The sequence below is a fragment of the Rhizobacter sp. P1_G5 genome (genome assembly GCF_056405435.1).
This window is the reverse complement of the sequence record NZ_JBFUCB010000027.1, coordinates 1-23,206: the sequence shown is the minus strand read 5'-3', so window position 1 is coordinate 23,206 and position 23,206 is coordinate 1. Positions and strand designations below refer to the sequence as shown.

17 protein-coding genes, 1 other RNA gene and 1 pseudogene are annotated in these 23,206 nt (G+C 68.9%); 11 read left to right on the top strand and 8 right to left on the bottom strand.

Annotated features, from left to right (window positions below; translation table 11 throughout):
* Together AC1D12_RS03775 and gyrA are read right to left on the bottom strand one after the other, a co-directional pair.
* Positions 1 to 364 (bottom strand): annotated as a pseudogene (locus tag AC1D12_RS03775) (hypothetical protein); the annotation flags it as partial.
* Positions 364 to 3,018, bottom strand: coding sequence for a DNA gyrase subunit A (gyrA, locus tag AC1D12_RS03770; RefSeq protein ID WP_465113996.1), 2,655 nt, complete (start codon positions 3,016 to 3,018; stop codon positions 364 to 366). The gene gyrA and the pseudogene AC1D12_RS03775, both read right to left, overlap by 1 nt.
* 277 nt (positions 3,019 to 3,295) lie before the next feature.
* On the opposite strand from gyrA, the gene ompA reads away from it, so the two are divergent.
* The 7 genes from ompA to AC1D12_RS03735 all read left to right on the top strand — a co-directional run bounded on the left by ompA (position 3,296) and on the right by AC1D12_RS03735 (position 11,906).
* Positions 3,296 to 3,973, top strand: a complete 678-nt coding sequence (gene ompA / locus AC1D12_RS03765; protein ID WP_047505854.1) for an outer membrane protein OmpA — start codon at positions 3,296 to 3,298, stop codon at positions 3,971 to 3,973.
* 138 nt (positions 3,974 to 4,111) lie between these two features.
* Positions 4,112 to 4,813 (top strand): bifunctional 2-polyprenyl-6-hydroxyphenol methylase/3-demethylubiquinol 3-O-methyltransferase UbiG, encoded by a 702-nt coding sequence (gene ubiG / locus AC1D12_RS03760; RefSeq protein ID WP_477838925.1) that lies wholly within the window; start codon positions 4,112 to 4,114, stop codon positions 4,811 to 4,813.
* Positions 4,810 to 5,475, top strand: a complete 666-nt coding sequence (gene gph / locus AC1D12_RS03755) for a phosphoglycolate phosphatase (RefSeq protein ID WP_477826541.1) — start codon at positions 4,810 to 4,812, stop codon at positions 5,473 to 5,475. Before ubiG ends, gph begins: the two co-directional genes overlap by 4 nt.
* 13 nt (positions 5,476 to 5,488) lie before the next feature.
* Positions 5,489 to 5,891, top strand: a transfer-messenger RNA (tmRNA) gene (gene ssrA, locus AC1D12_RS03750).
* 204 nt (positions 5,892 to 6,095) lie between these two features.
* The gene (locus tag AC1D12_RS03745) at positions 6,096 to 8,252 is read left to right on the top strand and encodes a PAS domain-containing hybrid sensor histidine kinase/response regulator (RefSeq protein WP_477838923.1); all 2,157 of its coding nucleotides are present in this window, start codon (positions 6,096 to 6,098) and stop codon (positions 8,250 to 8,252) included.
* Positions 8,253 to 8,341: 89 nt separating this feature from the next.
* On the top strand, positions 8,342 to 10,234 hold the full coding sequence (locus AC1D12_RS03740) for an alpha/beta hydrolase family protein (protein ID WP_477838921.1): 1,893 nt from the start codon (positions 8,342 to 8,344) through the stop codon (positions 10,232 to 10,234).
* A gap of 127 nt (positions 10,235 to 10,361) precedes the next feature.
* Entirely contained in the window at positions 10,362 to 11,906 is a 1,545-nt protein-coding gene (locus AC1D12_RS03735) for an Ig-like domain-containing protein (RefSeq protein WP_477838919.1), read from the top strand.
* 8 nt (positions 11,907 to 11,914) lie between these two features.
* Here the strand turns inward: AC1D12_RS03735 and AC1D12_RS03730 are convergent, their stop codons facing one another.
* Entirely contained in the window at positions 11,915 to 12,283 is a 369-nt protein-coding gene (locus tag AC1D12_RS03730) for a DUF1801 domain-containing protein (RefSeq protein ID WP_465113988.1), read from the bottom strand.
* A gap of 29 nt (positions 12,284 to 12,312) precedes the next feature.
* Here AC1D12_RS03730 and AC1D12_RS03725 point away from each other — a divergent pair, with 29 nt between their 5' ends.
* Positions 12,313 to 14,025 (top strand): M14 family zinc carboxypeptidase, encoded by a 1,713-nt coding sequence (locus tag AC1D12_RS03725; protein ID WP_477838917.1) that lies wholly within the window; start codon positions 12,313 to 12,315, stop codon positions 14,023 to 14,025.
* Positions 14,026 to 14,041: 16 nt separating this feature from the next.
* Here the strand turns inward: AC1D12_RS03725 and AC1D12_RS03720 are convergent, their stop codons facing one another.
* The 5 genes from AC1D12_RS03720 to AC1D12_RS03700 all read right to left on the bottom strand — a co-directional run bounded on the left by AC1D12_RS03720 (position 14,042) and on the right by AC1D12_RS03700 (position 20,395).
* Positions 14,042 to 15,166, bottom strand: a complete 1,125-nt coding sequence (locus AC1D12_RS03720) for a hypothetical protein (protein ID WP_477826171.1) — start codon at positions 15,164 to 15,166, stop codon at positions 14,042 to 14,044.
* Positions 15,167 to 15,239: 73 nt separating this feature from the next.
* A complete protein-coding gene (locus AC1D12_RS03715) occupies positions 15,240 to 15,554 on the bottom strand; it encodes a DUF3325 domain-containing protein (RefSeq protein ID WP_477838916.1) in 315 nt (104 codons plus the stop codon).
* Positions 15,555 to 15,564: 10 nt separating this feature from the next.
* A complete protein-coding gene (locus tag AC1D12_RS03710) occupies positions 15,565 to 17,244 on the bottom strand; it encodes a PepSY-associated TM helix domain-containing protein (RefSeq protein WP_477838914.1) in 1,680 nt (559 codons plus the stop codon).
* 26 nt (positions 17,245 to 17,270) lie between these two features.
* Positions 17,271 to 17,555, bottom strand: a complete 285-nt coding sequence (locus AC1D12_RS03705; protein ID WP_477827009.1) for an iron uptake protein — start codon at positions 17,553 to 17,555, stop codon at positions 17,271 to 17,273.
* 80 nt (positions 17,556 to 17,635) lie between these two features.
* A complete protein-coding gene (locus AC1D12_RS03700; RefSeq protein WP_477838912.1) occupies positions 17,636 to 20,395 on the bottom strand; it encodes a TonB-dependent receptor plug domain-containing protein in 2,760 nt (919 codons plus the stop codon).
* A 199-nt stretch (positions 20,396 to 20,594) separates the two neighbouring features.
* Between AC1D12_RS03700 and AC1D12_RS03695 the strand changes: the two genes are divergently transcribed.
* The 3 genes from AC1D12_RS03695 to AC1D12_RS03685 form a co-directional block, all read left to right on the top strand.
* Complete coding sequence (locus AC1D12_RS03695) at positions 20,595 to 21,554, top strand: LysR family transcriptional regulator (protein WP_477838909.1); 960 nt, start codon at positions 20,595 to 20,597, stop codon at positions 21,552 to 21,554.
* 116 nt (positions 21,555 to 21,670) lie between these two features.
* Complete coding sequence (locus AC1D12_RS03690; RefSeq protein ID WP_477828047.1) at positions 21,671 to 22,465, top strand: SDR family oxidoreductase; 795 nt, start codon at positions 21,671 to 21,673, stop codon at positions 22,463 to 22,465.
* 56 nt (positions 22,466 to 22,521) lie between these two features.
* The coding region (locus tag AC1D12_RS03685; RefSeq protein WP_477838908.1) for a PA4780 family RIO1-like protein kinase at positions 22,522 to 23,206 on the top strand (685 nt) is incomplete at its 3' end.

The window sequence follows — 23,206 nt, the reverse complement described above, 5'->3', positions numbered from 1 at the left end:
GTGCCGTCTGGCTCAGCGCCAGCGCGCGGTCCTTGACCAGCGGCACCGCCTCGGCCAGGTACTTGCGCACGGCCGCCTGCACCTGCGTCCACATGGCTTCGCGCTTGTCGGCCGGCACGCGCTGCTGCAGGTACTGCTGCGCGGCGTTCGTGAGCTGCATCGCCGGGCGCTCGGCCACCTCGCGGGCGGTGTTCTCGAGCGCCGGCTGCTGCAGCGTCAGCACGCGCTGCACCAGGGCCTTCTTCGCAGGGCTGGACGGCGTGGCGGGGGCCGATGCGGTGGCCGGCGTGGCCGGAGTCGACTGGGCCCAGGCGCCCAGCGCCGTGCTGCCCAGCAGCGCGATCGTGATCAGGTGGCGGTTCATCAGGCTTCCCCTTCCGTCGGGGCGTCGCCCGTGCCATCGCCGGGGGCTTCCCCGGACTCGGTTCCGTCCGCATTGGCATCGTTCTCGACGATGCGCTGCAGGCCGCTCAGTTTCGACCCGCCGTCGAGCGCGATCAGCGTGACGCCCTGCGTTGCGCGGCCCAGCTCGCGGATCTCGGAGACCCGGGTGCGCACCAGCACGCCCTTGTCGGTGATCAGCATGATCTCGTCGTCCGGGCGCACCAGCGTCGCGGCGACGATCTTGCCGTTGCGCTCGGTCTGCTGGATCGCGATCATGCCCTTCGTGCCGCGCCCGTGGCGGGTGTACTCGACGATGCTCGTGCGCTTGCCGTAGCCGTTCTCGCTGGCGGTCAGCACGCTTTGCGTCTCGTCCTCGGCGACCAGCATCGCGATCACGCTCTGGCCGTCGTCGAGCATCATGCCGCGCACGCCGCGGGCGCCGCGGCCCATCGCGCGCACGTCGTCTTCATCGAAGCGCACCGCCTTGCCGCCGTCGCTGAACAGCATCACGTCGTGCTTGCCGTCGGTGAGCGCGGCGCCGATCAGGAAGTCGCCCTCGTCGAGGTCGACCGCGATGATGCCGGCCTTGCGCGGGTTGCTGAATTCGTCGAGCGCGGTCTTCTTGACCACGCCCTGCGCGGTCGACATGAACACGAAGTGGTCGGCCGGGAAGCTGCGGAAGCCGTCGGTCAGCGGCAGCACCACGTTGACCTTCTCGCCCTGCTGCAGCGGGAACATGTTGACGATCGGCTTGCCGCGCGAATTGCGCGAGCCCTGCGGCACCTCCCAGACCTTCAGCCAGTAGACGCGGCCGCGGTTGGTGAAGCACAGGATGTAGTCGTGCGTGTTCGCGATGAAGAGCTGGTCGATCCAGTCGTCTTCCTTGGTCTGCGTGGCCTGCTTGCCGCGGCCGCCGCGCTTCTGCGCGCGGTATTCGGACAGCGCCTGGCTCTTGATGTAGCCGGTGTGCGAGAGCGTCACGACCATGTCGGTCGGCGTGATCAGGTCTTCGGTGCCCAGATCCTGCGCGTTGTGCTCGATCTGGCTGCGGCGCGCGCCGAGCTTGGTCTGGCCGAACTCCAGCTTGATGGCGATCAGCTCCTCGGTGATGATCGTCGTCACGCGCGACGGCGTGGCGAGGATGTTCAGCAGGTCGGCGATCTGCGCCATCACTTCCTTGTACTCGCCGACGATCTTGTCCTGCTCGAGGCCGGTCAGGCGCTGCAGGCGCATCTGCAGGATCTCGCCGGCCTGGTCGTCGGAGAGGCGGTACAGGCCGTCGGCCTGCATGCCGTACTGGCGCGGCAGGCCTTCGGGGCGGTAGGCGTCGCGCCCGCCCGGGGTCTCGCCCTCGGCGCGCGAGAGCATGTCGCGCACCAGCGAGGAATCCCACGACTTGCTCATCAGCGCGGCCTTCGCGACCGGCGGGGTCGGCGAGGTCTTGATCGTCTCGATGAACTCGTCGATGTTGGCCAGCGCCACCGCCAGGCCTTCGAGCACATGGCCGCGCTCGCGCGCCTTGCGCAGCTCGAACACGGTGCGGCGGGTCACGACCTCGCGGCGGTGCTCGAGGAAGATGCTGACCAGGTCCTTGAGGTTGCAGAGCTTCGGCTGGCCGTCGATCAACGCGACCATGTTGATGCCGAAGGTGTCCTGCAGCTGCGTCTGCTTGTAGAGGTTGTTCAGCACGACCTCGGGCACTTCGCCGCGCTTCAGCTCGATCACGACGCGCATGCCCGACTTGTCGGACTCGTCCTGGATGTGGCTGATGCCCTCGATCTTCTTCTCGTGGACCAGCTCGGCCATGCGCTCGAGCAGGGTCTTCTTGTTCACCTGGTACGGGATCTCGTCGACGATGATCGACTGGCGCGAGCCCTTGTCGATGTCTTCGAAATGGCACTTCGCGCGCATCACGACCTTGCCGCGGCCGGTGCGGTAGCCGTCGCGCACGCCGCTGGTGCCGTAGATGATGCCGGCGGTGGGGAAGTCAGGCGCCGGGATGATCTCGATCAGCTCGTCGATCGTGGCCTCGGGGTTCTTCAGCAGGTGAAGGCAGCCGTCGATCACCTCGTTGAGGTTGTGCGGCGGGATGTTGGTGGCCATGCCGACCGCGATGCCGCCGGAGCCGTTGACCAGCAGATTGGGCATCCGCGTGGGCATCACCAGCGGCTCTTTCTCGGAGCCGTCGTAGTTGGGGCCGAAGTCGACCGTTTCCTTGTCGAGGTCGGCGAGCAGCTCGTGCGCGATCTTCGAGAGGCGGATTTCGGTGTAGCGCATCGCCGCGGCGTTGTCGCCGTCGACCGAGCCGAAGTTGCCCTGGCCGTCGACCAGCATGTGGCGCATCGAAAAGTCTTGCGCCAGCCGGACGATGGTGTCGTAGACCGACTGGTCGCCGTGCGGGTGGTACTTGCCGATCACGTCGCCGACGATACGGGCCGACTTCTTGTAGGGCCGGTTCCAGTCGTTGTTCAGTTCGTGCATCGCGAACAGGGAGCGGCGGTGCACCGGCTTCAGGCCGTCGCGCGCATCGGGCAGTGCGCGCCCCACGATCACGCTCATCGCGTAGTCGAGGTACGAGCGGCGCATTTCCTCTTCRAGRCTGATSGGCAGGGTTTCYTTGGCGAACTGGGTCATTCGAGGTCGTCGGCGGAGCCGGAGAAGACGGGCGCTGGCGGGCCCGTGAGCGCAATCCGCGATTCTAATTCGCGGCCGTTGTAGTGCTTGCGCAACATCTGATTCGACTCTCGTAGGACGAAGCCGCGACCCCGGGCCAAAATCCGGGGCGCTAGAGGCCCTATGGCACAATCAGTCGACGGTGGTGGGCGCTCGGAACCGAGGGTTTCACCGTACCTTTCCGATTCCGGTTTGGACGTTTTGCAGGCCATCTGCGACATTCCTCAAGAGGAGAATCATGAAGAAACTGAATAAAGTGGCATCGCTCTTCGCAACCGCCGCACTCGCCGCTTCCGCGTCTGTTGCGTTCGCGCAGTCCAACGGTGCTGACAACTGGGTCAACAGCACCGGCCTTCCCTGGAAGAATGGCTCCAACGAACTCTGCTGGCGTGATGCCAACTGGACGCCGGCGACTGCCAACCAGGCTTGCGACGGCGCGCTGAAGCCGCCGCCTGCACCGGCTCCGGTTGCACAGGCCCCGGCTCCCGCCCCGGCCCCGGCGGCTCCGGCCCCGGTCGCACCGCCCCCCGCACCGGTCGTCGTGCCGGTCGCTCCGGTCTCCGAAAAGGTCACCTTCGCCGCTGACGCTTTCTATGACTTCGGCAAGTCGACGCTGAAGCCGGAAGCCAAGACGAAGCTGGACGACCTGGTCAGCAAGACCTCGGGCGTGAACCTCGAAGTCATCATCGCCGTCGGCCACACCGACGCGATCGGTGGCGACGCTGCCAACCAGAAGCTGTCTGTCGCTCGCGCCGAGTCGGTCAAGACCTACCTGGTGAGCAAGGGCATCGAGAAGAACCGCGTGTACACCGAAGGCAAGGGCAAGAAGCAGCCTGTCGCCGACAACAAGACCGCCGAAGGCCGCGCGAAGAACCGCCGCGTGGAAATCGAAGTGGTCGGTACGCGCAACAAGTGATCGGCCTCGGCTGATGCACCACAAACCCCGCCTCGGCGGGGTTTTTTGTTTTCGCGGGGAATACCTGCTGCGGGGCGATTCCTCTGCTCAGCCTCTGCTTCGAATATGTCAGCCCCGACATGTCAAACTGACGCCCTCATGATCAACGCCGACCCTCAAGAGCTCGCCAAATTCAGCGACCTGGCTCATCGCTGGTGGGATCCCGACAGCGAGTTCCGCCCTCTGCACCAGATCAACCCGCTGCGGCTGGAGTGGATCGACCGGCTCGCTGCGCTGAAGGGCAWGCGGGTGCTCGATGTCGGCTGCGGCGGCGGCATCCTCGCGGATTCGATGGCGCGCAAGGGCGCCGACGTGCTGGGCATCGATCTCGCCGGCAAGGCGCTGAAGGTGGCGCAGCTGCATGCGATGGAAGCCGGCACCACCGGCATCGAATACCGCGAGGTGGCGGCCGAGGCGCTGGCGGCCGAGGCGCCGGGGCAGTTCGACGTGGTCACCTGCATGGAGATGATGGAGCACGTGCCCGACCCGTCGTCGATCGTGCAGGCCTGCGCGACGCTCGCGAAGCCGGGCGGCTGGGTGTTCTTCTCGACGATCAACCGCAATGCGAAGGCGTTCATGTTCGCGATCGTCGGTGCCGAGTACCTGCTGAAGCTGCTGCCGCAAGGCACGCACGAGTACGCGCGCTTCATCAAGCCGAGCGAACTGGCGCAATGGGCACGCAGCGCCGGGCTGGCGCTGGAAGGCACGCGGGGCATGGAATACAACCCGCTGACCGGGCGCTATTGGCTCTCGGCCGACACCAGCGTGAACTACCTGTTCGCCTGCAGGAAGCCGCTGTGAGCCTGCGCGTGAAGGCGGTGCTGTTCGACCTGGACGGCACCCTGATCGACAGTGCGCCCGACCTGGCCGGCACCGGCAACGACATGCGCGCGGCGCGCGGCCTCGCGCCGCTGCCGTTCGAGCAGTTCCGGCCGATGGTGGGATCGGGGGCGCGCGGCATGATCGGCATCGCGCTCGGCGTGGTGCCGGCGGACGAAGGCTTCATCGCGCTGCGCGACGAGTTCTTCGACCGCTACGAGCAGCGCATGACGCAGCACACGCGCGCGTTCGATGCGGTGCCGGCGATGCTGGACGCGATCGAGGCGCTCGGCCTGCGCTGGGGCATCGTCACGAACAAGGCGCAGCGTTTCACGAACCCGCTGGTGAAGGCGCTGGGACTCGATGTGCGGGCCGGCGCGGTGGTGAGCGGCGACACGACGCCGCATTCGAAGCCGCACCCGGCGCCGCTGCTGGAGGCGGCGCGGCAGATGGGCGTGGCGGCGGATGACTGCGTGTACGTCGGCGATGACCTGCGCGACGTGCAGGCGGGGCACGCGGCCGGCATGGCGACGGTGGCTGCGGCCTGGGGCTACCTGGGTGTCGGCGAGCCGGTGCAGGCGTGGGGCGCGCAGCATGTGGTCCATGCCCCAAATGAGCTCTTGAAGCTGCTGGCGATGGCCTAAACTACGCAGTCCTGGGGCCGACCTGGTTTCGACGCGGGTGCGGATTCGGGATAGTGCATGTCGAGCACCAGTTCGCTCGTAAAACCACTGGATCGCATCAACTGCGAACGACGAAAAGTTCCTGCAAGCGGCTTAAACCCCGCCTAAGGGCTACCCCCCGCCGCGTAATACCGGTGGGCTTCGCAACAGCACGTCCATGGGCTGGGCTTGAGGGGCAACCTGAGAGCTGCGAAGTCATTCACATGGAATCGCTCTGAGCCGGGTCACTCGGTTCAAGGGCTAAATCAAGTGACTCGGGATGGGGGTAGCGTGCTGCTGCGCGACCACTGTCCTCAAAACCAAATCAGTCAGCTACACATGTAGATCTACTCGATGATGGCTTGCGGACGCGGGTTCGATTCCCGCCGGCTCCACCAGATGAAGGTCCGACGAGGACCATGAAGTGCAAGAAGCCCTGACGCAGCGATGCGCCAGGGCTTTTTTGTTGCGCGGCACTACCCGTGTGGCGGCGAAGCCGGCGCTCTACACTGGGCCCGCGTCGACACTGGGTGTTTCGTGCGATGAAACTCATTCGGCCGGGATACGGTAGCTGCCGGGCAGAGTGCCTGCTCGGAGCCGGCTTGTGCCTTTTCGCCGCCACGACCGGTGAGGCCTTCGCCCAAGGTGCCGACGACGCAGCCGGGCTGCACCCGCGATGGCTGTGGATCGGCCTGCTCGCCGGCGTGGTCCTGCTGGTCGGCGCCACCGTCATGCTGCTGCGCCTGCGCCTTGCCCATCAACGGCTGGCGGCGCGCACCGCCGAACTCGAACGCAGCCGCAACGCCTTGCAGGCCATCATCGAGAACGTGCCGGCCGCCATCTACGTGAAAGACCTCGAAGGCCGCTACCTGCGCCACAACGCGCTGCTCGCGAGCGTCCTCGGCCATGCGGGCGAGTCGCTGGTGGGCAAGTGCGACAGCGACCTGCTCGACCGGGCCAACGCCGAGCGCATGGCGGTCGAGGACCGGCGCGTCTCCACCCAGGGCCAGGTGCTGCGCGCGGAACATCGCATGCCCGGCGCGGACGGCGAGATGCGCACCTTCCAGACCCATGTCTTCCCCTTGCACGACAGCAGCGGCAGGCCTGACGCCATCGGCGGCATCTCGCTCGACATCTCCGACCTGAAGCGGGCCCAGCACACGGCCGAGTCCGCCACGCGCGCGAAGAGCGAGTTCCTGGCCAACATGAGCCACGAGATCCGCACGCCGATGAACGCGATCCTCGGCATGTCGTACCTGGCGCTGCAGAGCGGGCTGAACCCGCAGCAGTCCAACTACGTCCAGAAGGTGCACGCGTCGGCCGAATCGCTGCTGGGCATCATCAACGACATTCTCGACTTCTCGAAGGTCGAGGCGGGCAAGCTGGACCTGGAGCTCATCCCGTTCAGCATCGGCAGCGTGATGGACAACCTGGCCAACACCGTCGGCCTGCGGGCCCAGGAAAAAGGCCTGGAGCTGCTGTTCGTCGAACCGCCCGATTTGCCGGCCGCACTGATGGGCGACCCCTCCCGCCTCGGCCAGGTGCTGCTCAACCTCGGCAACAACGCCGTCAAGTTCACCGAGCGCGGGGAAGTGCTGGTGTCCATCGAGGTGATCGATCGCGACAGCAGCTCGGTGCAACTGCGCTTCGAGGTGCGCGACACCGGCATCGGCATGACGGCCGAGCAGCAGCACCGCCTGTTCGAGCCGTTCTCGCAGGCGGACGCCGCCACCACGCGCCGGTACGGCGGCACCGGCCTGGGGTTGGCGATCAGCCTGCACCTGGTGCGGCTGATGGGCGGCGAGATCGCCGTCGACAGCGAACCGGGCCGCGGCAGCCGGTTCCATTTCAGCCTGCGCCTGGGCCTGCAAGCCGAGCCGCCCGCGCCGATACCCGCGCTGCGCCACGAGGGCTTGCGCGGTGCCCGCGTGCTGATCGTGGACGACAACGCAGCCGCACGCGAGGTGCTGGCCGGCATGGCCGCTGCGCTGGGCCTGGACGCCGATACCGCGGCCGACGGCACCGACGCACTGCGCAAGGTCGCGCTCGCCGACGAGCGCCACGCGCCGTACCGCCTGCTGTTGCTCGACTGGCAGATGCCCGGGATGGACGGCATGGAGTGCGCGCGCCGGCTCGCCGCGCGCGCCGCGCGGCATCCGACGCCCGCGGTGTTGATGCTGACGGCCTTTTGCCGCGATGAAGTCCAGCGGCGGCTGGAGCAGCAGCACCTGGCCGTCGGTGCCTTGCTGACCAAGCCGATCACGCCGTCGACGCTGCTCGACGCCTGCCTCGCGGCGCTGGACCTCGAATCGCTCCACCCGACGCGCAGCGGCCACCGCGAAGCGGCGCTGCAGCGGCACCGCACCCGCCTGAACGGTGCGCGTGTGCTGCTGGTGGAAGACAACGCCATCAACCGCGAGCTGGCGCTCGACCTGCTGAGCCGGGCCGGCGTCGTCGTCAGCGTCGCGTGCGATGGCCAGGAGGCGCTCGACATCCTGGCGCGCCAGGGTTTCGACTGCGTGCTGATGGACTGCCAGATGCCGGTGATGGACGGCTATACCGCGACCCGGATGCTGCGCCAGCAGCCGCACCTGAAGGACGTGCCGGTCATCGCGATGACCGCAAACGCCATGGTCGGGGACCGGGAGAAGGTGCTGGCGGCGGGCATGAACGACCACATCGCGAAGCCGATCCGGGTCGACGAGGCCTTCGCGACGATTGCACGCTGGGCACGCCCCGAAGTGCGTGGCCCTGGCTAGCGAGCCGCTGCGATTTTTTGTTCGACGGCGCAGTGCTGCCGGGCCTTGGTCGCAGCGGGCGCAGCAATCCGCCAGCGACAATTCCCCGCATGAACATGCTCACCCGCATCCTCGCGACCGCGATCCTGCTGGCCGCCCCGTTTCTCGCACTGGCCGAGCCCGGCACCCAGGTGGGCTCGCTCAGTCTGTCTCCCGACGGCCGCTACGTCGCGGGCATCGCCTACGTCAAGACGGCCACGGCCGCCTTCCTGATCGACCTCGAGAGCGATGCGGCTCAGCCACGGCTCCTGGCCAAGCCGGAGCACGATCCGCGGTACCGATCCGCCCTGATCCCGATCGCGGTGAACTGGGTGGCCAACGACCTTCTCGCGGTCGACTACAACAACCGCGAGTCGTTCTCGATCGACCTGTCCGGCAAGCAGGTCGCCACGCTTGGCGAGCGCTTCATCCGGCGCATGAGCAAGACCGGACCGCTGGCCGAATCGGTGTTGGTCTACCGCGACGTCGACGACAACGACATCGATCTGGTGAACGCACGCACCGGCAGCCGGCAGAAGTTCCGCGTCTCGTTGTCCGGCAAGCTCGCGGCCTGGGCCTTCGACGAATCGGGCGAACTGCGCGCGGTCCAGATGATCGATTCGAGCCGCTGGTCCGGCACCGCGAAGATCAGCAACTGGTACCGCCGCGCGTCGACCGAGGACTGGCAACTCCTGCAGGAGTGGCCGGCGAGTGCATTCAACGAGGTCTGGTACCCCTTCGACGTGCTGCCGCAGGCCGATACCCTGGCGGTGGCATCGCGGCAGGGGCGCGACAACTGGGCCGTCTTCAAGTACGACACCGTCTCGCGTCGGCATGTCGAGGTGATGGCGGCGCATGCGCAAGACGACATCCTGCTGATCGAAGGGCTCAACGCGCCGAACGTCGAGCGTGTCATCACCGGCGGCCTGCGCCCGCACACCTACTGGTTCGACGCGCGCTGGGCGGGCCTGCAGACCAGCATCGATGCCGCGCTGCCGGGGCRCACCAACGACCTGCAGGGCGACAAGAACGGGCGTGTGCTGGTCACCTCCTATGGCGATGTCGATCCGGGCCGCTGGTACGTGCTGGACACGCAGACGTTCAAGCTGAGCGAGATCGTCGCGGCGATGCCGAAGATCGATCCGGCTGGCATGCATCCCAAGCAGACGATGCGGTACGCCGCGCGCGACGGCCTGAGCATTCCGGCGTACCTGACGCGGCCCACCGGCTCCGATGCGCCGGCACCCACCGTGGTGCTGATCCACGGCGGCCCGAATGTTCGCGACCGGTGGGAGTGGGACGACGAGGTCCAGATGCTTGCGGACTCCGGCTACGTGGTCTTCCAGCCGCAGTTTCGCGGCTCCACGGGGTTCGGCCGCCGCTTCGAGGATGCCGGCTACCGCCAGTGGGGCCGCAGCATGCAGGACGACATCACCGACGGCGTCCAGCACCTCATCCAGGAAAAGATCACCGATCCCGCGCGGGTGTGCATCGTCGGGGCCAGCTACGGCGGCTACGCGGCGATGTGGGGCGCCATCAAGACGCCCACGCTGTACCGCTGCGCCGCCAGCTTCGCGGGTGTCAGCGACCTGGCCGACATGCTGTCGAGCGGCTGGTGGGACGACTCGACCGTTCTCTCGCGCGAGGTCTCACGCGATCGCATTGGCGACCCCGACAAGAACCGCGGCGCGCTGGACGAGGTCTCGCCGCTCAAGCATGCGGATCGCCTGCGCATCCCGATCTTCATCGCGCATGGCAACCTGGACCGGCGCGTGCTGTTCTCGCAAAGCAAGGCGATGGTGGACGCGCTCAAGCGCGCCGGCCAGCCGGTGGAATGGATGTGGTTCGACGACGACGGGCATGGCTTCTCGTCGACGAAGTCGCGCGTGCGCTACTACACGGCCCTCCTCGAATTTCTCGGCCGCCACCTCGCCGCGAATCCCGCTCCCGCCGGGAAGCCCTGACGCGGCGACGCGTCCGACGAGGCGGTGGCAGCAATTGCGGCCGGGCCTGGCAGGGCTCCCCCGCAAGAGGGTTTGAGGCGCTCGAATCTTGGTCGTACGCTCCCCGCCACTCACGGAGGAGTCCCCCATGACCTTGAAAGCAACCCTCGCCGCCCTGGCGCTCGTGGCCGCTGCGGCGGCTGTCCACGCCCACCCCCGCCCGGGCAACGATGTCCCGACATTCACCGAGATCCGCCGCGCCGTCCACACGGACAGCGTCGTCACGCTGAAGCCGTTGGTCGACGACGCCGACCAGCGCGGCCCGCACCGCATCGAGCTGCTGTCGGCACCGCAGTCCGGCTCGGCCGCCGTCTCGCCCGATGGCCGGCACGTGATCTACGCCGCCCCGGCCACCGCGGGCACCGATTCCTTCACCTACCGCGTCACCGACCGGGGCGGCCTCGCCGTCGAAGGCACGGCCCGCCTGGTGGTCTACGGCGATGCCACGCTGGCCACCTGCCGGCAGGACAGCACCGTCACGCCGGAGGGCGTGCTGGCCACGCGCACCAAGTCCAACGGCTGCGCCTACTACGGCAGCACCACCACCCGCGTCTCGATCGACGGCCCGGTGACGATGGACTACTTCGTCAACTGGCCGTCCGACGGCAGGCCGCCGAAGGCGGTGGTGGTGCTGCTCGGCGGCGGCGACTTCAACATGGCCATCCGCGGCAACCTGGACACCGGCGCCGGCGACGTGACCGGCGGTGCCAACAACTTCGTCGTGCGCACCGCACAACTCGTGGCCGATGYGGGCTACCTCGCCGTGGCGCTGGACCGGCCGGTGCCCGGCCCGCGCCTGGTGCCCGGCTCGACGAACGTGACCACCGCGACCGACTACTACCGCGTGTCGGTCGACCATGCGGTCGACATCCTCCGCGTGCTCGAATCGCTCGGCACCGGCCGCCTGCCCGTGTTCCTGTCCGGCACCAGCCGCGGCGCGATCTCGGTGGTGGCGCAGAACCTCATCGCCACCGGCATCGTCAGCTCCAGCACCGTCACCCTGGACCTCAGTGACGGCACTCACCGCCTGTGGGTGGGCAAGCCTGGCGTGCCCATGTTGCAGCCCTCGTACGTGCGCCGTCCCACGCAGGTGGTGTGGCATGCCGAGGACGGCTGCGCCGGCGTCTCGCCGGCCGGATCGCGCGCGTTCTACGACAGCCTGGTCGCCGCGGGCAACGATGCGTCGTTCAGCATCGGCACCGGCGGCGTGCGCGTCACCACCTCGGGCAACGGCGTGTCGCCCGATGTCTGCGGGCCGCTGGCCTACCACGGCTTCCTGGGCATCGAGAACACGGTCATCGGATCCATCACCGGCTGGCTCGACCAGCGCGTGGCCGCGCTCGGCCGCGACACGCCGCCCCACGCGGCCTCCACCGAGATCCGCACGGCCGCCGGCGTGCCCGCGCAGATCCACCTGTCCCGGCTCACGCACGACCGCGGATGGGGGCCGTTGTCATACGCGTTGCCCGGCACGGCCACCAGCTTCGGCGGCCAGGCGGTGTTGAACGGCCGCACCGTCACCTATACGCCGCCCGTAGGCATGACCAGCGGCGTCGACTACTTCGTCTACGCCGTCACCGACCGGCACGGCGGCGTCGGTGCCGCGGTGGTGACGATTCACATCGGCGACTGAAGGCCTGGTCAGGACGCCGACGCCTTGTTCACCGCGATCGCGGCGCGGAACAAGGCCTTCAGCGCTTCGGCGTCCGGCTTGTCGCCTTCGTGGAAGTCGATCGCGCGGCGCACGTTGCCGTCGAGGCTGGAGTTGAAGAGGCCCGCGGGGTCGGGCACCGAGGCGCCCTTCGCGAAGGTCAGCTTGACGGCCTTCTTGTAGGTCTCGCCGGTGCAGATCAGCCCGTGGTGCGACCAGGCGGCGGTGCCCCATTTCCATTCCTCGGTGACGCCGCGGTCGGATTGCGTGATCAGCTTGCGGAGCTTCGAGAGCATCTCGCCGCGCCAGTCGGCGAGGCCCGCGATCTTCTCGTCGATGAGTTCGGAGGGTGTCGGCATCGCATGATCGTACCGCCTAGACTTCGGCGATGGACATCCATCACGACGATTGGGCAACCCCGTTCGAGCGGGGCAACGGCAACCAGACCACCACCTGGCGCGCCTGCATCGATTTCCACCAGCGGTTGGCGCAGGCGTTCGGTGGGTGGCTGCGCTTCGAAGAGGCCGGAAGATCCGACGCCGGCGTGCCGATCCACGTCGGCGTGTTCTCGACCGACGGCGTCTTCGATCCGCAGGCGGTGAAGGCCGCCGGGCGCCCGGTGTTCTTCAACAACAACGGCATCCACCCTGGCGAGCCCGAAGGCATCGACGCCTGCATGGCGCTGTTGCGCGACCTGTGCCTCGATCCGGCACGGCGCGCGGCACTCGGGCGCACCGTGCTGGTCTACATCCCCGTCTACAACGTCGACGGGGCGCTGAACCGGCAGGACACCAGCCGTGTCAACCAGAACGGGCCGGAGGCCTTCGGCTTCCGCGGCAATGCGCGCCACCTCGACCTGAACCGCGATTTCATCAAGGCCGACAGCCTGAACACCCGCAGCTTCGCGCAGGTGTTCACCCGCTGGGACCCGGACGTGATGGTCGACACCCACACCTCGAACGGTGCCGACTACCAGCACGTGGTGACGCTGATCGCGACCCAGCCCGACAAGCTCGGCGGCCGCACCGGCGCGCACCTGCGCGAGGCGATGCTGCCCGCGCTGTACGCCGGCATGGCGCAGCGCGGCTTCCCGATGTGCCCGTACGTGAACACGCTGAAGGAGATCCCGGACGACGGCATTGCCGACTTCCTCGACTCGCCGCGCTTCTCCACCGGCTACGCGGCGCTGCACCACACGATCGGCTTCATGCCCGAGACGCACATGCTGAAGCCGTTCGAGGCGCGCTACCACGGCACGCGCGCGCTGGTGGAAGCGGCGCTTGCGCACACCGTGGCGCACGGTGACGCGATCCGCGCCGCGCGTGCGGCCGATCGCGCGGCGATCGCGGGTGGCGCGCCGGTCGCGCTCGACTGGCAGCTCGACCTGCAGCGCAGCCGGCCCGTGCGCTTCGGCGGCTTCACCGCGGTGCATGAACCGAGCCGCCTCGGCAGCTACCAGCGCTTGCGCTACGACCGGAAGGCGCCGTGGGAGAAGGACATCGCGTACTTCGACCGCTGGCAGCCCACCGCCAGCGTGCGGCCGCCGCGTGCCTACCTGCTGYCGCAGGCCTGGCACGACGTGGTGCTGCGCCTGCAGGCGCACGGGGTGAGCCTGCAGCGCGTGGCGCGCGCCGACCGCGTGCGGGCCGAGGCCTGCCGCATCGTGCACTTCGAGAAACGGCGGGCGCCGTTCGAAGGCCGGCACCTGCACGATGAGCTGGAGGTCGAGACCGAGGCCCGCCTCTTCGACGTGGCCGAAGGCGACTGGCTGGTGCCGCTCGGCGGGCCGCACGACCGCTTCATCGTCGAGGTGCTGGAGCCGCTGGGCATCGACAGCCTGTTCCGCTGGGCGTTCTTCGACAGCGTGCTCGACAGGAAGGAGGCCTTCAGCGACTACGTGTTCGAGGACGAGGCCGAGCGGCTGCTGGCCGAAGAGCCTGGCCTGCGCGATCGCTTCGAGGCATGGAAGGCGGCCCACCCCGGCTTGCTCGGCGATCGCGATGCGGTGCTCGGCTTCATCTTCCTCGCCGCGCAGCGCTATGCGGAGCCCGAGTGGCGGCTGTATCCGGTGCTGCGCCTGCTCGAGCTGCCGCAAGCCTGAGCTGCCGCGCGCTCGATCAGGGGAGCGGCGTCAGCACGAACGCGTGCTGCTGGCCGCCGATGGTGCCGGTGCCGGCGATCTGCCCCGCATCGTTCAGGTACAGCTTGTCGGCGTTGATGTTCGACAGCCCCGGCACCGCGGTGTTCAGGTTGACCATCACGCCGCCGGCGTAGAAAAACGGCTGCTTCGCGCCGCTGGCGATCGTCGAGTTGCCGACGACCTGGCCCTGCGCATTGACGCCGGTCGCGATGCTGGTGGTGCCGCCCAGCGTGCCCAGGTCTGCCATCGTCGTGCCGTCGTGCAGGAAGGCATGCGTCTGGTTGGCGGCCGTGCGTGCCGAGCCGACGACGTGGCCGTGCCGGTTGATCGCCTTGCCGAGGCTGCTGCTGCCGCCCAGCGTGCCCAGGTCAACCATGCCCTGCGCGCCAAGAAGGAACGCATGGCCGATCCCGGCCGCGGTGGCGCTGCTGCCGGTGACCTGGCCGCTGTCGTTCACCGCGAAGGCATTGCAGAACGTGCCGCCCAGCGTGCCCGGATCGACCAGGCCGCCGCCGCTCGACAGGAAGCAGCGCGACTTGCCCGCGGCGTCGTACGCGGAGCCGACGACCAGCCCGGCGTTGTTGATCGCATACGCCTGGCTGTAGTCGCCGCCGTAGGTGCCCAGGTCCGCCATGCCGGCGGCGGTGGCGAGGAAGGCGTGGTCCTTGCCGTCGGCGCGGCGCGAGTAGCCGGCGAACTGGCCGCTGTCGTTGATCCCGACGACGATCGCGAAGCTGCCGCCCAGCGTGCCCACGTCGGCCACGCCGGCGGGCGACAGCAGCGCGGCATCGGTCGCCGTGCCGTCGGCGCTGAGCACGCTGCCCGCCGCCACGCCGCTGGCATTGACGGCGAGGGCGCGGCCGAGCCCCGGGCTCAGCACGGTCGCGATGCCGGCCGTCCAGATCACCGCGCGGGGCGAACCGTCGGCCGCTTCGGCATAGCCGACGACCTGGCCCGCGTTGTTGATGCCGTCCGCGACGCTGGCGGCGCCGCCCACCGTGCCCAGGTCGGTCAGCGTCCAGCCCGCGGCGCATGCCGACGTGGCGGTCAGCAGCGACACCAGGCCCCCCGCCGCAACCTGCAGCAGCTTCGTCGTCTTCATCGAACCTCTCCCGTGGAACGCCCCGATGGCGCGGCGCCATTCTCGGCCGCGCCCGGCGGAAAGGCACTGCGCGTCAGTGGGATTGCCTTCCCGCCCAGGGTGCTGTCAGCCACGCGAGCCAGCGGGGTCGCCAGGCCAGCGCCTGCGCCACCAGCAGGGCGGATGCCGCCAGCGACATCACCCACACCAGCACTGCCATCGTCACGTGATCGGCGAGCAGGCAGGCCCCGAACGACACCGCCAACGCGGCGCCGCCCAGCACGCGCAGGCCGATCGCGGTGCGCCGGTCCGGCCCGGCCGCGCTGGCGCGCACCTGCTGCCAGTGCACCTCCATCGCCAGCGCCAGCCACGCGATGCCGCCGGCGCTGCACAGCAGTGCGAGGGTCAACAGCAGGCCCTTAGGCATTCGCGGTCTCCGCGTCGTCCGGGGCCGCTGCGCCGGTCTCGGCGACCGCCACGCCCGCGCGGCGCCGCAGCGCGACGGCGGCCATGGCGGCGATCGCGCCGGCCACCAGCAGCGCCAGGTCGAGCCCCGCCACCGGCCAGAAGCGCTCGCCGAGCGTCTTGACCAGGTGGTCGCCGGTGGTGATCCAGTTCAGCGCCACCGCGGCGAACGCGAGCGCGGCGATGGCGCTGCACTGCTCGGCCCAGGCCGGCGACAGCCGCGCGTCGCGCACCGGCGCGCTGCGCCACAGCGCATGCACGGCCGCGATCACCCAGGCGCCCCAGAAGCTCGCCTYCTCCCAGTCGCCGCGCTGCGCCATCTCGGCGGGCAGCAGCCGGTTCGCGACCAGGATGGCCAGCGTCGCGACCAGCATGCCGGTGACGGTTGCCACGGCCACCGCATCGGCCCAGCGCGCGCCACCGGTGCCGGCCYTGGCATGCTGGCGCTTGCGCTTCTCGACGAAGAAGATGAAGCCGGTGGCGATGCAGAGGCAGCCCGACAGCCCGCCGAACACGTAGAACCAGCGCAGCAGCCAGTGCTCGAAATGCTGCAGGTGCAGGCCGGTCAGGAAGTCGTTGACGCTGGCCACCGCGCTCGGCGCCGGCTCTTCCAGCAGCACGCGGCCGGTGCTGCCCTCGAAGTGGATCGGCTGGCCGACCAGCGTCACGCGGTCGCYGCCGGCGCGGTACAGCGTGACGTAGCTGTTGCGGTCGCCGACGTGGTTCACAACCAGGTAGCCGACCTCGCCGGGCATGCCGCGCGCGGCCCAGCGGCGCTTCGCCTCGACCACCATCGCATCGACCGATGCGAGCGGCGCCTGCACGCCGGCCGGCTTGAACGGCAGGCCCTTGGCCTTCGCGTCGGCCATCGCCGCCGCCATCGCCTGCGGCTTCAGCAGCGTCTCGGAGACCGGCAGGTAGATGCTCGCGAACACCGTCAGGCCGGTCAGCGCGAACATGAAGTGGAAGGGCAGCGCGACCACACCGGTCAGGTTGTGCAGGTCGAGCGTGCTGCGCTGCACATGCTTGCGCGGGCGGAAGGTGAACAGCTCGCGGAAGATGCGGCGGTGGATCACCACGCCCGAGACCAGCGCCGCCAGCATCACCAGCGCCGCGAAGCCGACGATCCAGTACCCGAGGTCCTTCCAGGTCAGGTTCAGCCCGTAGTGCATCGGGTAGAAGAACTCGCTGCCGATCTTCAGCCGGTCGTCCGGCAGCAGCCGGCCGTTGCGCGGGTCGATCGTCACATGGCCGTGCACATGGTCGTCGGGGTCGTCCGGGTTGTTCGGCACCGCGTACTCGGCGTACAGCGACAGCACCGGGTCGCGGTGCGTCGTGTAGGCGCCCCAGTTCATCGGCGCGAGCGTCGCCGGCAGCGGGCCGCGCACGCGCTTCGCGGCGGCCTGCAGCTCGTCGGCCTCGGGCGTCATGCGCGCGAAGATCGGCGCGAGCATCGTGTCGAACGACGACATCGGCTGCGGCGCGAAACGCGTCTCGGGGATCGCCCAGCGGTCGATCTCGCGGTCGAACACCGACAGCGAGCCGAAGAAGAAGACCACGATCAGCACATAGCCGAGCACCAGCCCGAACCAGGTGTGCAGCCACGTCATCGACAGTCGGAAGGTGGGGAACATGGTGCGTGTCCGGTGTCAGGCCGGGTTCAGGTGGAAGGCAGCCGCGTCATCCACCAGCCGAGCCCGGTCATCGCCGCGCCGCCGCCGAACAGCACGAGCCAGACGCGCGCCGTGCTCGCGGCCGCGAACGACCAGCAGAACACGACGAGGTAGACCAGGAAGGCCACGAGGTACAGCAGCGTCTGCGCATCGGCATACGGCATGCCGGCGGACAGCATCAACGCGATGCCCAGCACCACGAAGCCCCAGGTGAAGGACCAGCCGCCGAGCACGCCGGCAGCAACGCGGGAGACGATCTGGATCCTTCGCATGGAAGCTACGCCGATAAGAATGATTCTTATCATTATCCACGAAGGAGGCGCCTCTCCCGAGGCGCCTGCCGTGTGCCGCCTTACTTGAACTGGTAGCTCAGCGACGCGTAATAGAAGCGCCCGCGCGGGTCGGCGAACGAGGCCGCGTAGCCGGTGGCATGCGAGCCGTACGACGCGACCGCGGTGAACGGCGGTTCCTCGTCGAACAGGTTGCGCACGCCCAGGCGCACCGAGAAGTCCTTCAGGCCGGTGTAGACGCCCGAGAGGTTCCAGCGGCTCGAGTCCTTCACGTGGTACTCCTGGTGCACGCCGATGTTGGCATCGACCAGGTCGGCCGACTCGGTCCAGCCCTTCACGAACACGTTCTCCAGCGTCGCGCCCCAGGTGTCGCGCTGCAGGTCGATGCTGAACGAATGCTGCCAGCGCGGGTGCGGCTGCACGCTGCCGCCGTCGCCGGCGGTGCCGGCGTAGTCGGTGAGCGGGCCGTCCTTGGAGGCCTGGCGCTTCCAGGTGTCCACGTAGGTGCCGTTCAGCGCGACCGTCAGCTTGCCGACCGAGGGCAGGGCCCAGCGCGTCGTCACGTCGACGTCGATGCCCGAGGTGCGCAGGTCACCCAGGTTCTCGACCGGCGTGTCGATGTAGCTGATGAAGCCGTCGGCCGTGCGGTGGATGCGGCTGCCGAATTTCGCCAGCAGCACCGGGTCGGTCAGGATGGCATCGCCCGTGACCACGCTGATCTGGTCCGTCTTCTTGATCAGCCACCAGTCGAGCGAGGTCGACAGCCACTTCACCGGCTCCAGCACGATGCCGGCCGAGAACTGCTTCGACTTCTCGGCCTTCAGGTCGCTCGACGACGAGAAGCGCTCGTTGAACTGGCTCTCGCAGCGCGAGTCGCCGGCGATCGGGCAGTTCGGGTCGACCAGCGAGTTGGCGGTGTTGGTCATCGACGGCGGGCTGTTCACGTCCCACAGCGACGGCGCGCGGAAGCCGGTACCGGCCGCGGTGCGCAGCAGCACCTCCTTGGCCGGCTGCCAGCGCAGGCTGGCGCGCGGGTTGAAGCTGGAGCCGAAGTCGTTGTAGCGGTCGTAGCGGGCCGCGAGGCCGGCCTCCCAGCCCTTCGCGAACGGGGCCGTGACCTCGGTGAACACCGCGATCACGTTGCGGCTCGCGCGCGTCTCGGGCACCGAGCCCTCGCCGCCGATGTGCAGGCCCTGGCGATAGTCGTCGTTGACCGGCGTGTCCTTGGCCTGCTCGTGGCGCAGGTCGAAGCCGAAGGCCGCCGCCAGCTGCCCGCCCGGCAGCTCGAGGAACTCGCGGCTCGCCTTGCCGTCGAGCACGGTCGTGGTGCTGGTGGACTTGCGCATCGTGCCTTCGAGCAGCGTCGAGCGCAGCAGCGCCTCGCCGGCCGCATCGCTGGGGCCGAACGGGTTGATCTGCCCGGTGGCCAGCGCGGCGATGAACTTCGGCTCGCTGATGTAGCCCGAGTAGCTCAGCGTGCCCTTGCCGCGGGCCACCGTCAGCGCGGTGTCGTAGTCCCAGCCCTGCGCCGTGCCCTTGAGCCCGGCCACCGCGCGCACCTGCTCGTTGACGTTGTCGTTGATGCGGTTGCCCACCGGCACGGCGCGCATCGAGATCTCGGCCATGCCGCTGGCCGGTGGGGCGTAGCCCAGCGTCGCCAGCAGTGCGGCCGGGTAGTAGGGGCTGGTGACGGGGATCGCGAAGCTCGGGTAGCTGGCGGTGTCGGGGTTCAGGTGCCCCGCAGTGGAGTCGATCGGCACCGGCGCGATGCGCCCGATGTTGTGGTTGCGTGCATACGACGCCTCGGTGAAGAACTCGTTCTGCGGGTCCAGGCGCAGCGTCAGGCGGCCGAACAGGTCGCCCTTGGTCTGGTCGGGCATGTTGTCGAGCGTGGCCGAGTAGATGAAGCGGCAGGCCTGCTTGGGCTGGCCGTTCGGCGTGGTGCCCGCGGTGGTGACGACGGTGAGCTTCGGGTCGCAGGGCGCGAAGTTCGGGTCGTTGAAGCCGTTGGTGCCGAGGTAGGCGCCGGGGCTGATGCCGAAGTCGACCAGCCGGCCCGGGAAGCCGCGGCCCGAGGTCGGCGGCGCCGAGCCCGGGATCTCGGTGATGCCGCGGTTGTAGTAGCCCTGGTCGATCGCGCGGATGCGGGTGTTGTCCTGGTAGTTCGCGGTGAACAGCAGGTTGTAGCCGTCGCTCGGCAGGTCGCCCTGTCCGTAAGCGAGGCTCAGGCCGCTCTCCTTGCCGCCGACATTCGCCTGCGTGTCGCCGTAGCGCAGCGTCAGCTGTCCGCTTTTGTAGTCGCGGCGCGTGATGAAGTTGATGACGCCGCCGACCGCATCGGTGCCGTAGACCGCCGACGCACCATCGCGCAGCACCTCGATGCGTTCCAGCGCGGCGAACGGGATGCTGTTCAGGTCGACCGCGACGGTGCCGCCGATGCTGCCGAACGGGTGGTTCGCGAGCCGCCGGCCATTCAGCAGCACGAGCGTCGAGTTGGCGCCCAGCCCGCGCATGTTGGCGTTCGAGGTGGCGTAGCCCGCCCCCTGGGTGGTGTCCGACTGCAGGCCGGTGCTGGCCGACACGCGCTGCAACAGCGCCTCGATGTTGGTTGCGCCGCTGCGCTCGATCTGCTCCTTCGTGATGATCGTGACCGGCAGGGCCGTCTCGGAGTCGACGCGCCGGATCGACGATCCGGTGATTTCCACGCGTTCCAGCTGCTGTTGGGTCGTGTCCTGGGCAGCTGCCTGCTGGGCGCTGGCCAAGGCCATGCCGCTGCTGAAGGCCACGGTGATGGCCCGATGGATCCTGGTTCTTCTCTGCATGTGATCCTTCCCTCCTGGTGGGATGGTGAGCGTGGATGGGGAACCGGGCGCCTGGCTCAGGGGCGCACAGTCGGTGTCGGCAGATGCCGGACCGTGACGGACTGTGGCCCGTGAGCAAGAAAAAGACCATGTGCGACGCACCATGTCAAACCCTGACATGGGCGCGGGAGCGGCGCGAGGGCTGCGGTAGGCTCCCGGCATGGATGAACTGCGAGCGTTGTCGACTTTCGTGCGCGTTGCCGAGCTCGGCAGCTTCAACAAGGCCGCGCAGGCGCAGGCCACGACGCCGCAGGCGGTCAGCAAGACGATCCGCCAGCTCGAGCAGCACCTGGGCGTGCGGCTGTTCCACCGCACCACGCGCAAGAGCTCGCTGACCGAGGAGGGCGAGCGCCTGCTGCATGCGGCGCGGCCCAACCTCGACGGGCTCGTCGATGCCCTGACGCGCGCCCGCAGCGCGGTGCGCAGCGACGAAGGGCTGGTGCGCATCAGTGCGGCCGGCGCGGTCGCGCGCCTGGTGCTGGTGCCGATGCTCGCGGCGTTCCAGGCGGAGCACCCGGCGATCCAGATCGACCTGCTGCTGGAGGACCGCTTCACCGACCTGGTCGGCGAGCGCATCGACGTCGGCTTTCGCGCCGGCAACCCGCCCGAAGCGCAGGTCATCGCGCGCCGGCTGTTCACGATCCAGCAGATCGCGTGCGCGTCGCCGGCCTACTTCGAACGGCATCCCGCGCCCGAGCGTCTGCAAGACCTGCTGCAGCACCGCTGCACCGCGTACCGCCAGCCCGGCACCGGCCGCCCGATGCCGTGGGAGTTCGAGGTCGACGGCAGCGCGGTCTTCCAGCACGTGCCGGTGGTGCTGTGCAGCAGCGAGCCCGAGGCCGACTGCCTCGCGGTGCTCGCCGGCATCGGCCTCGGCCAGGTCGACAGCATCAATGCCGCGGCTGCGCTGCGCGACGGCCGGCTGGTGCCGGTGCTGACGAACCACGTCAGCGAGCGCATGGGCCTCTACCTGTACTACGCGCAGCGGGCCGACATGCCGGGGCGCGTGCGGCGCTTCATCGACTTCAGCACCGCGTGGCTGCGCGACAGCAAGCAGTTCTGCGTGCCGCCGGCCGAGCTGCGTGCGCTGGCCAGAAGGGCTCGTGCGGCACGCCGATGATTGGCAACTTCGGGTTGTCAAAGTAACGGATTTTGTGGACTACCCAGGTTGAGCCTGGATTTCTAGAGTTCGTCCCAAGCGTCGCCGTCGCGCCGCAGAACCCAAGGACGAAACTCATGGCCACCTCTTCGACTTCTCTCTCTTCCCAGTTCGCTACCCAACTCGCCGGCCGTGTCGCGGTCATCACCGGCGCCTCCAGCGGCATCGGCCGCGCCTCGGCGCTGTTGTTGGCCTCGCGCGGCGCCAGGGTCGCGGTGCTGGCACGCCGCAAGGAGGCGCTCGACACGCTGGTGGCCGAGATCACCGCGGCCGGCGGCGAGGCCCTCGCGGTGCCGGTCGACGTGACCGACCAGGCCTCGGTGGACGCCGCGGCTGCCCAGGTGGCAGCGGCCTACGGGCGGGCGGATCTGGTCTTCAACAACGCCGGCGTGATGCTTCCGGGCGCGATCGAGGAGCGCAAGCTCGGCGAGTGGGAGCAGCAGATCGACCTGAACGTGACCGGCGTGATGCGCGTGATCCATGCGTTCGTGCCGCAGCTGGTGCAGGCCGCGGCCGAGGGTGCGACGGTCGACCTGGTGAACACCTCGTCGATCGCCGGCCAGAACCTGTACCCCTACTTCGCCGTGTACACCGCGACCAAGGCCTACGTGAGCCACCTGACGCGGCACCTGCGCATCGAGCTCGGGCCGAAGAACATCCGCGTGTCGATGATCGAGCCGGGCATCGTCGCGACCGAGCTGCAGGGCCACGTGACCTTCCAGGGCGCGAAGGACTGGCTGGCCGGTGCCGAGAAGACGATGGAGTTCCTGCAACCGGAGAACGTGGCCGAGAGCGTGGGCTTCATCGTCGCGCAGCCGAAGCACGTGAACCTGCAGCAGGTGGTGATCATGCCGACGAAGCAGACGACCTGAGTCCGCGGGCCCGAGCGGAAAAGGCCCGAGCAGAAAAAGGCCTGAGAATCGGCCCGATGAAAATCCCCGCCCGCCTGCAGACCCTGGTTGCCGAAGGTTTGATCGACAGCGTCGTTCGCCAGCTCAAGAGCGGCAAGGAAGCCGATGTCTACGTGGTGCGTTGCGGCGACGAGACCTGCGCCGCCAAGGTCTACAAGGAGGCGCACAAGCGCAGCTTCCGGCAGGCGGTGGACTACACCGAGAACCGCAAGGTGCGCAACAGCCGGCAGGCGCGCGCGATGGCCAAGGGCACGGCGTTCGGCCGCCAGCAGCAGGAGGCGGCGTGGCAGAGTGCCGAGGTGGATGCGCTGTACCGACTGGCGGCGGCGGGCGTGCGGGTGCCGAAGCCGCACAACTTCCTCGACGGCGTGCTGTTGATGGACCTGGTGGCCGACGAGCGGGGCGATGCCGCACCGCGCCTGAACGACCTGCCGTTCACCGAAGCGCAGGCCTTGCAGCACCATGCCACGCTGATCGGCGAGGTGGTGCGCATGCTGTGCGCCGGCGTGATCCACGGCGACCTGTCGGAGTTCAACATCCTGCTGGCCGGTGACGGCCCGGTCATCATCGACCTGCCGCAGGCGGTGGACGCGGCCGGCAACAACCACGCACCGCGCATGCTGATGCGCGACGTCGACRACCTGCGCGACTTCTTCGGCCGCTTTGCGCCGAGCCTGCTGCCGACGCGGTACGGCCCCGAGA

Excerpts from the sequence above, each read along its gene's own strand:
- AC1D12_RS03700 (WP_477838912.1), bottom strand. The coding sequence starts at position 20,395 with ATGCAGAGAAGAACCAGGATCCATCGGGCCATCACCGTGGCCTTCAGC.
- AC1D12_RS03695 (WP_477838909.1), top strand. The coding sequence starts at position 20,595 with ATGGATGAACTGCGAGCGTTGTCGACTTTCGTGCGCGTTGCCGAGCTC.
- AC1D12_RS03730 (WP_465113988.1), bottom strand. The coding sequence starts at position 12,283 with ATGCCGACACCCTCCGAACTCATCGACGAGAAGATCGCGGGCCTCGCC.
- AC1D12_RS03705 (WP_477827009.1), bottom strand. The coding sequence starts at position 17,555 with ATGCGAAGGATCCAGATCGTCTCCCGCGTTGCTGCCGGCGTGCTCGGC.
- AC1D12_RS03690 (WP_477828047.1), top strand. The coding sequence starts at position 21,671 with ATGGCCACCTCTTCGACTTCTCTCTCTTCCCAGTTCGCTACCCAACTC.
- AC1D12_RS03720 (WP_477826171.1), bottom strand. The coding sequence starts at position 15,166 with ATGAAGACGACGAAGCTGCTGCAGGTTGCGGCGGGGGGCCTGGTGTCG.
- ompA (WP_047505854.1), top strand. The coding sequence starts at position 3,296 with ATGAAGAAACTGAATAAAGTGGCATCGCTCTTCGCAACCGCCGCACTC.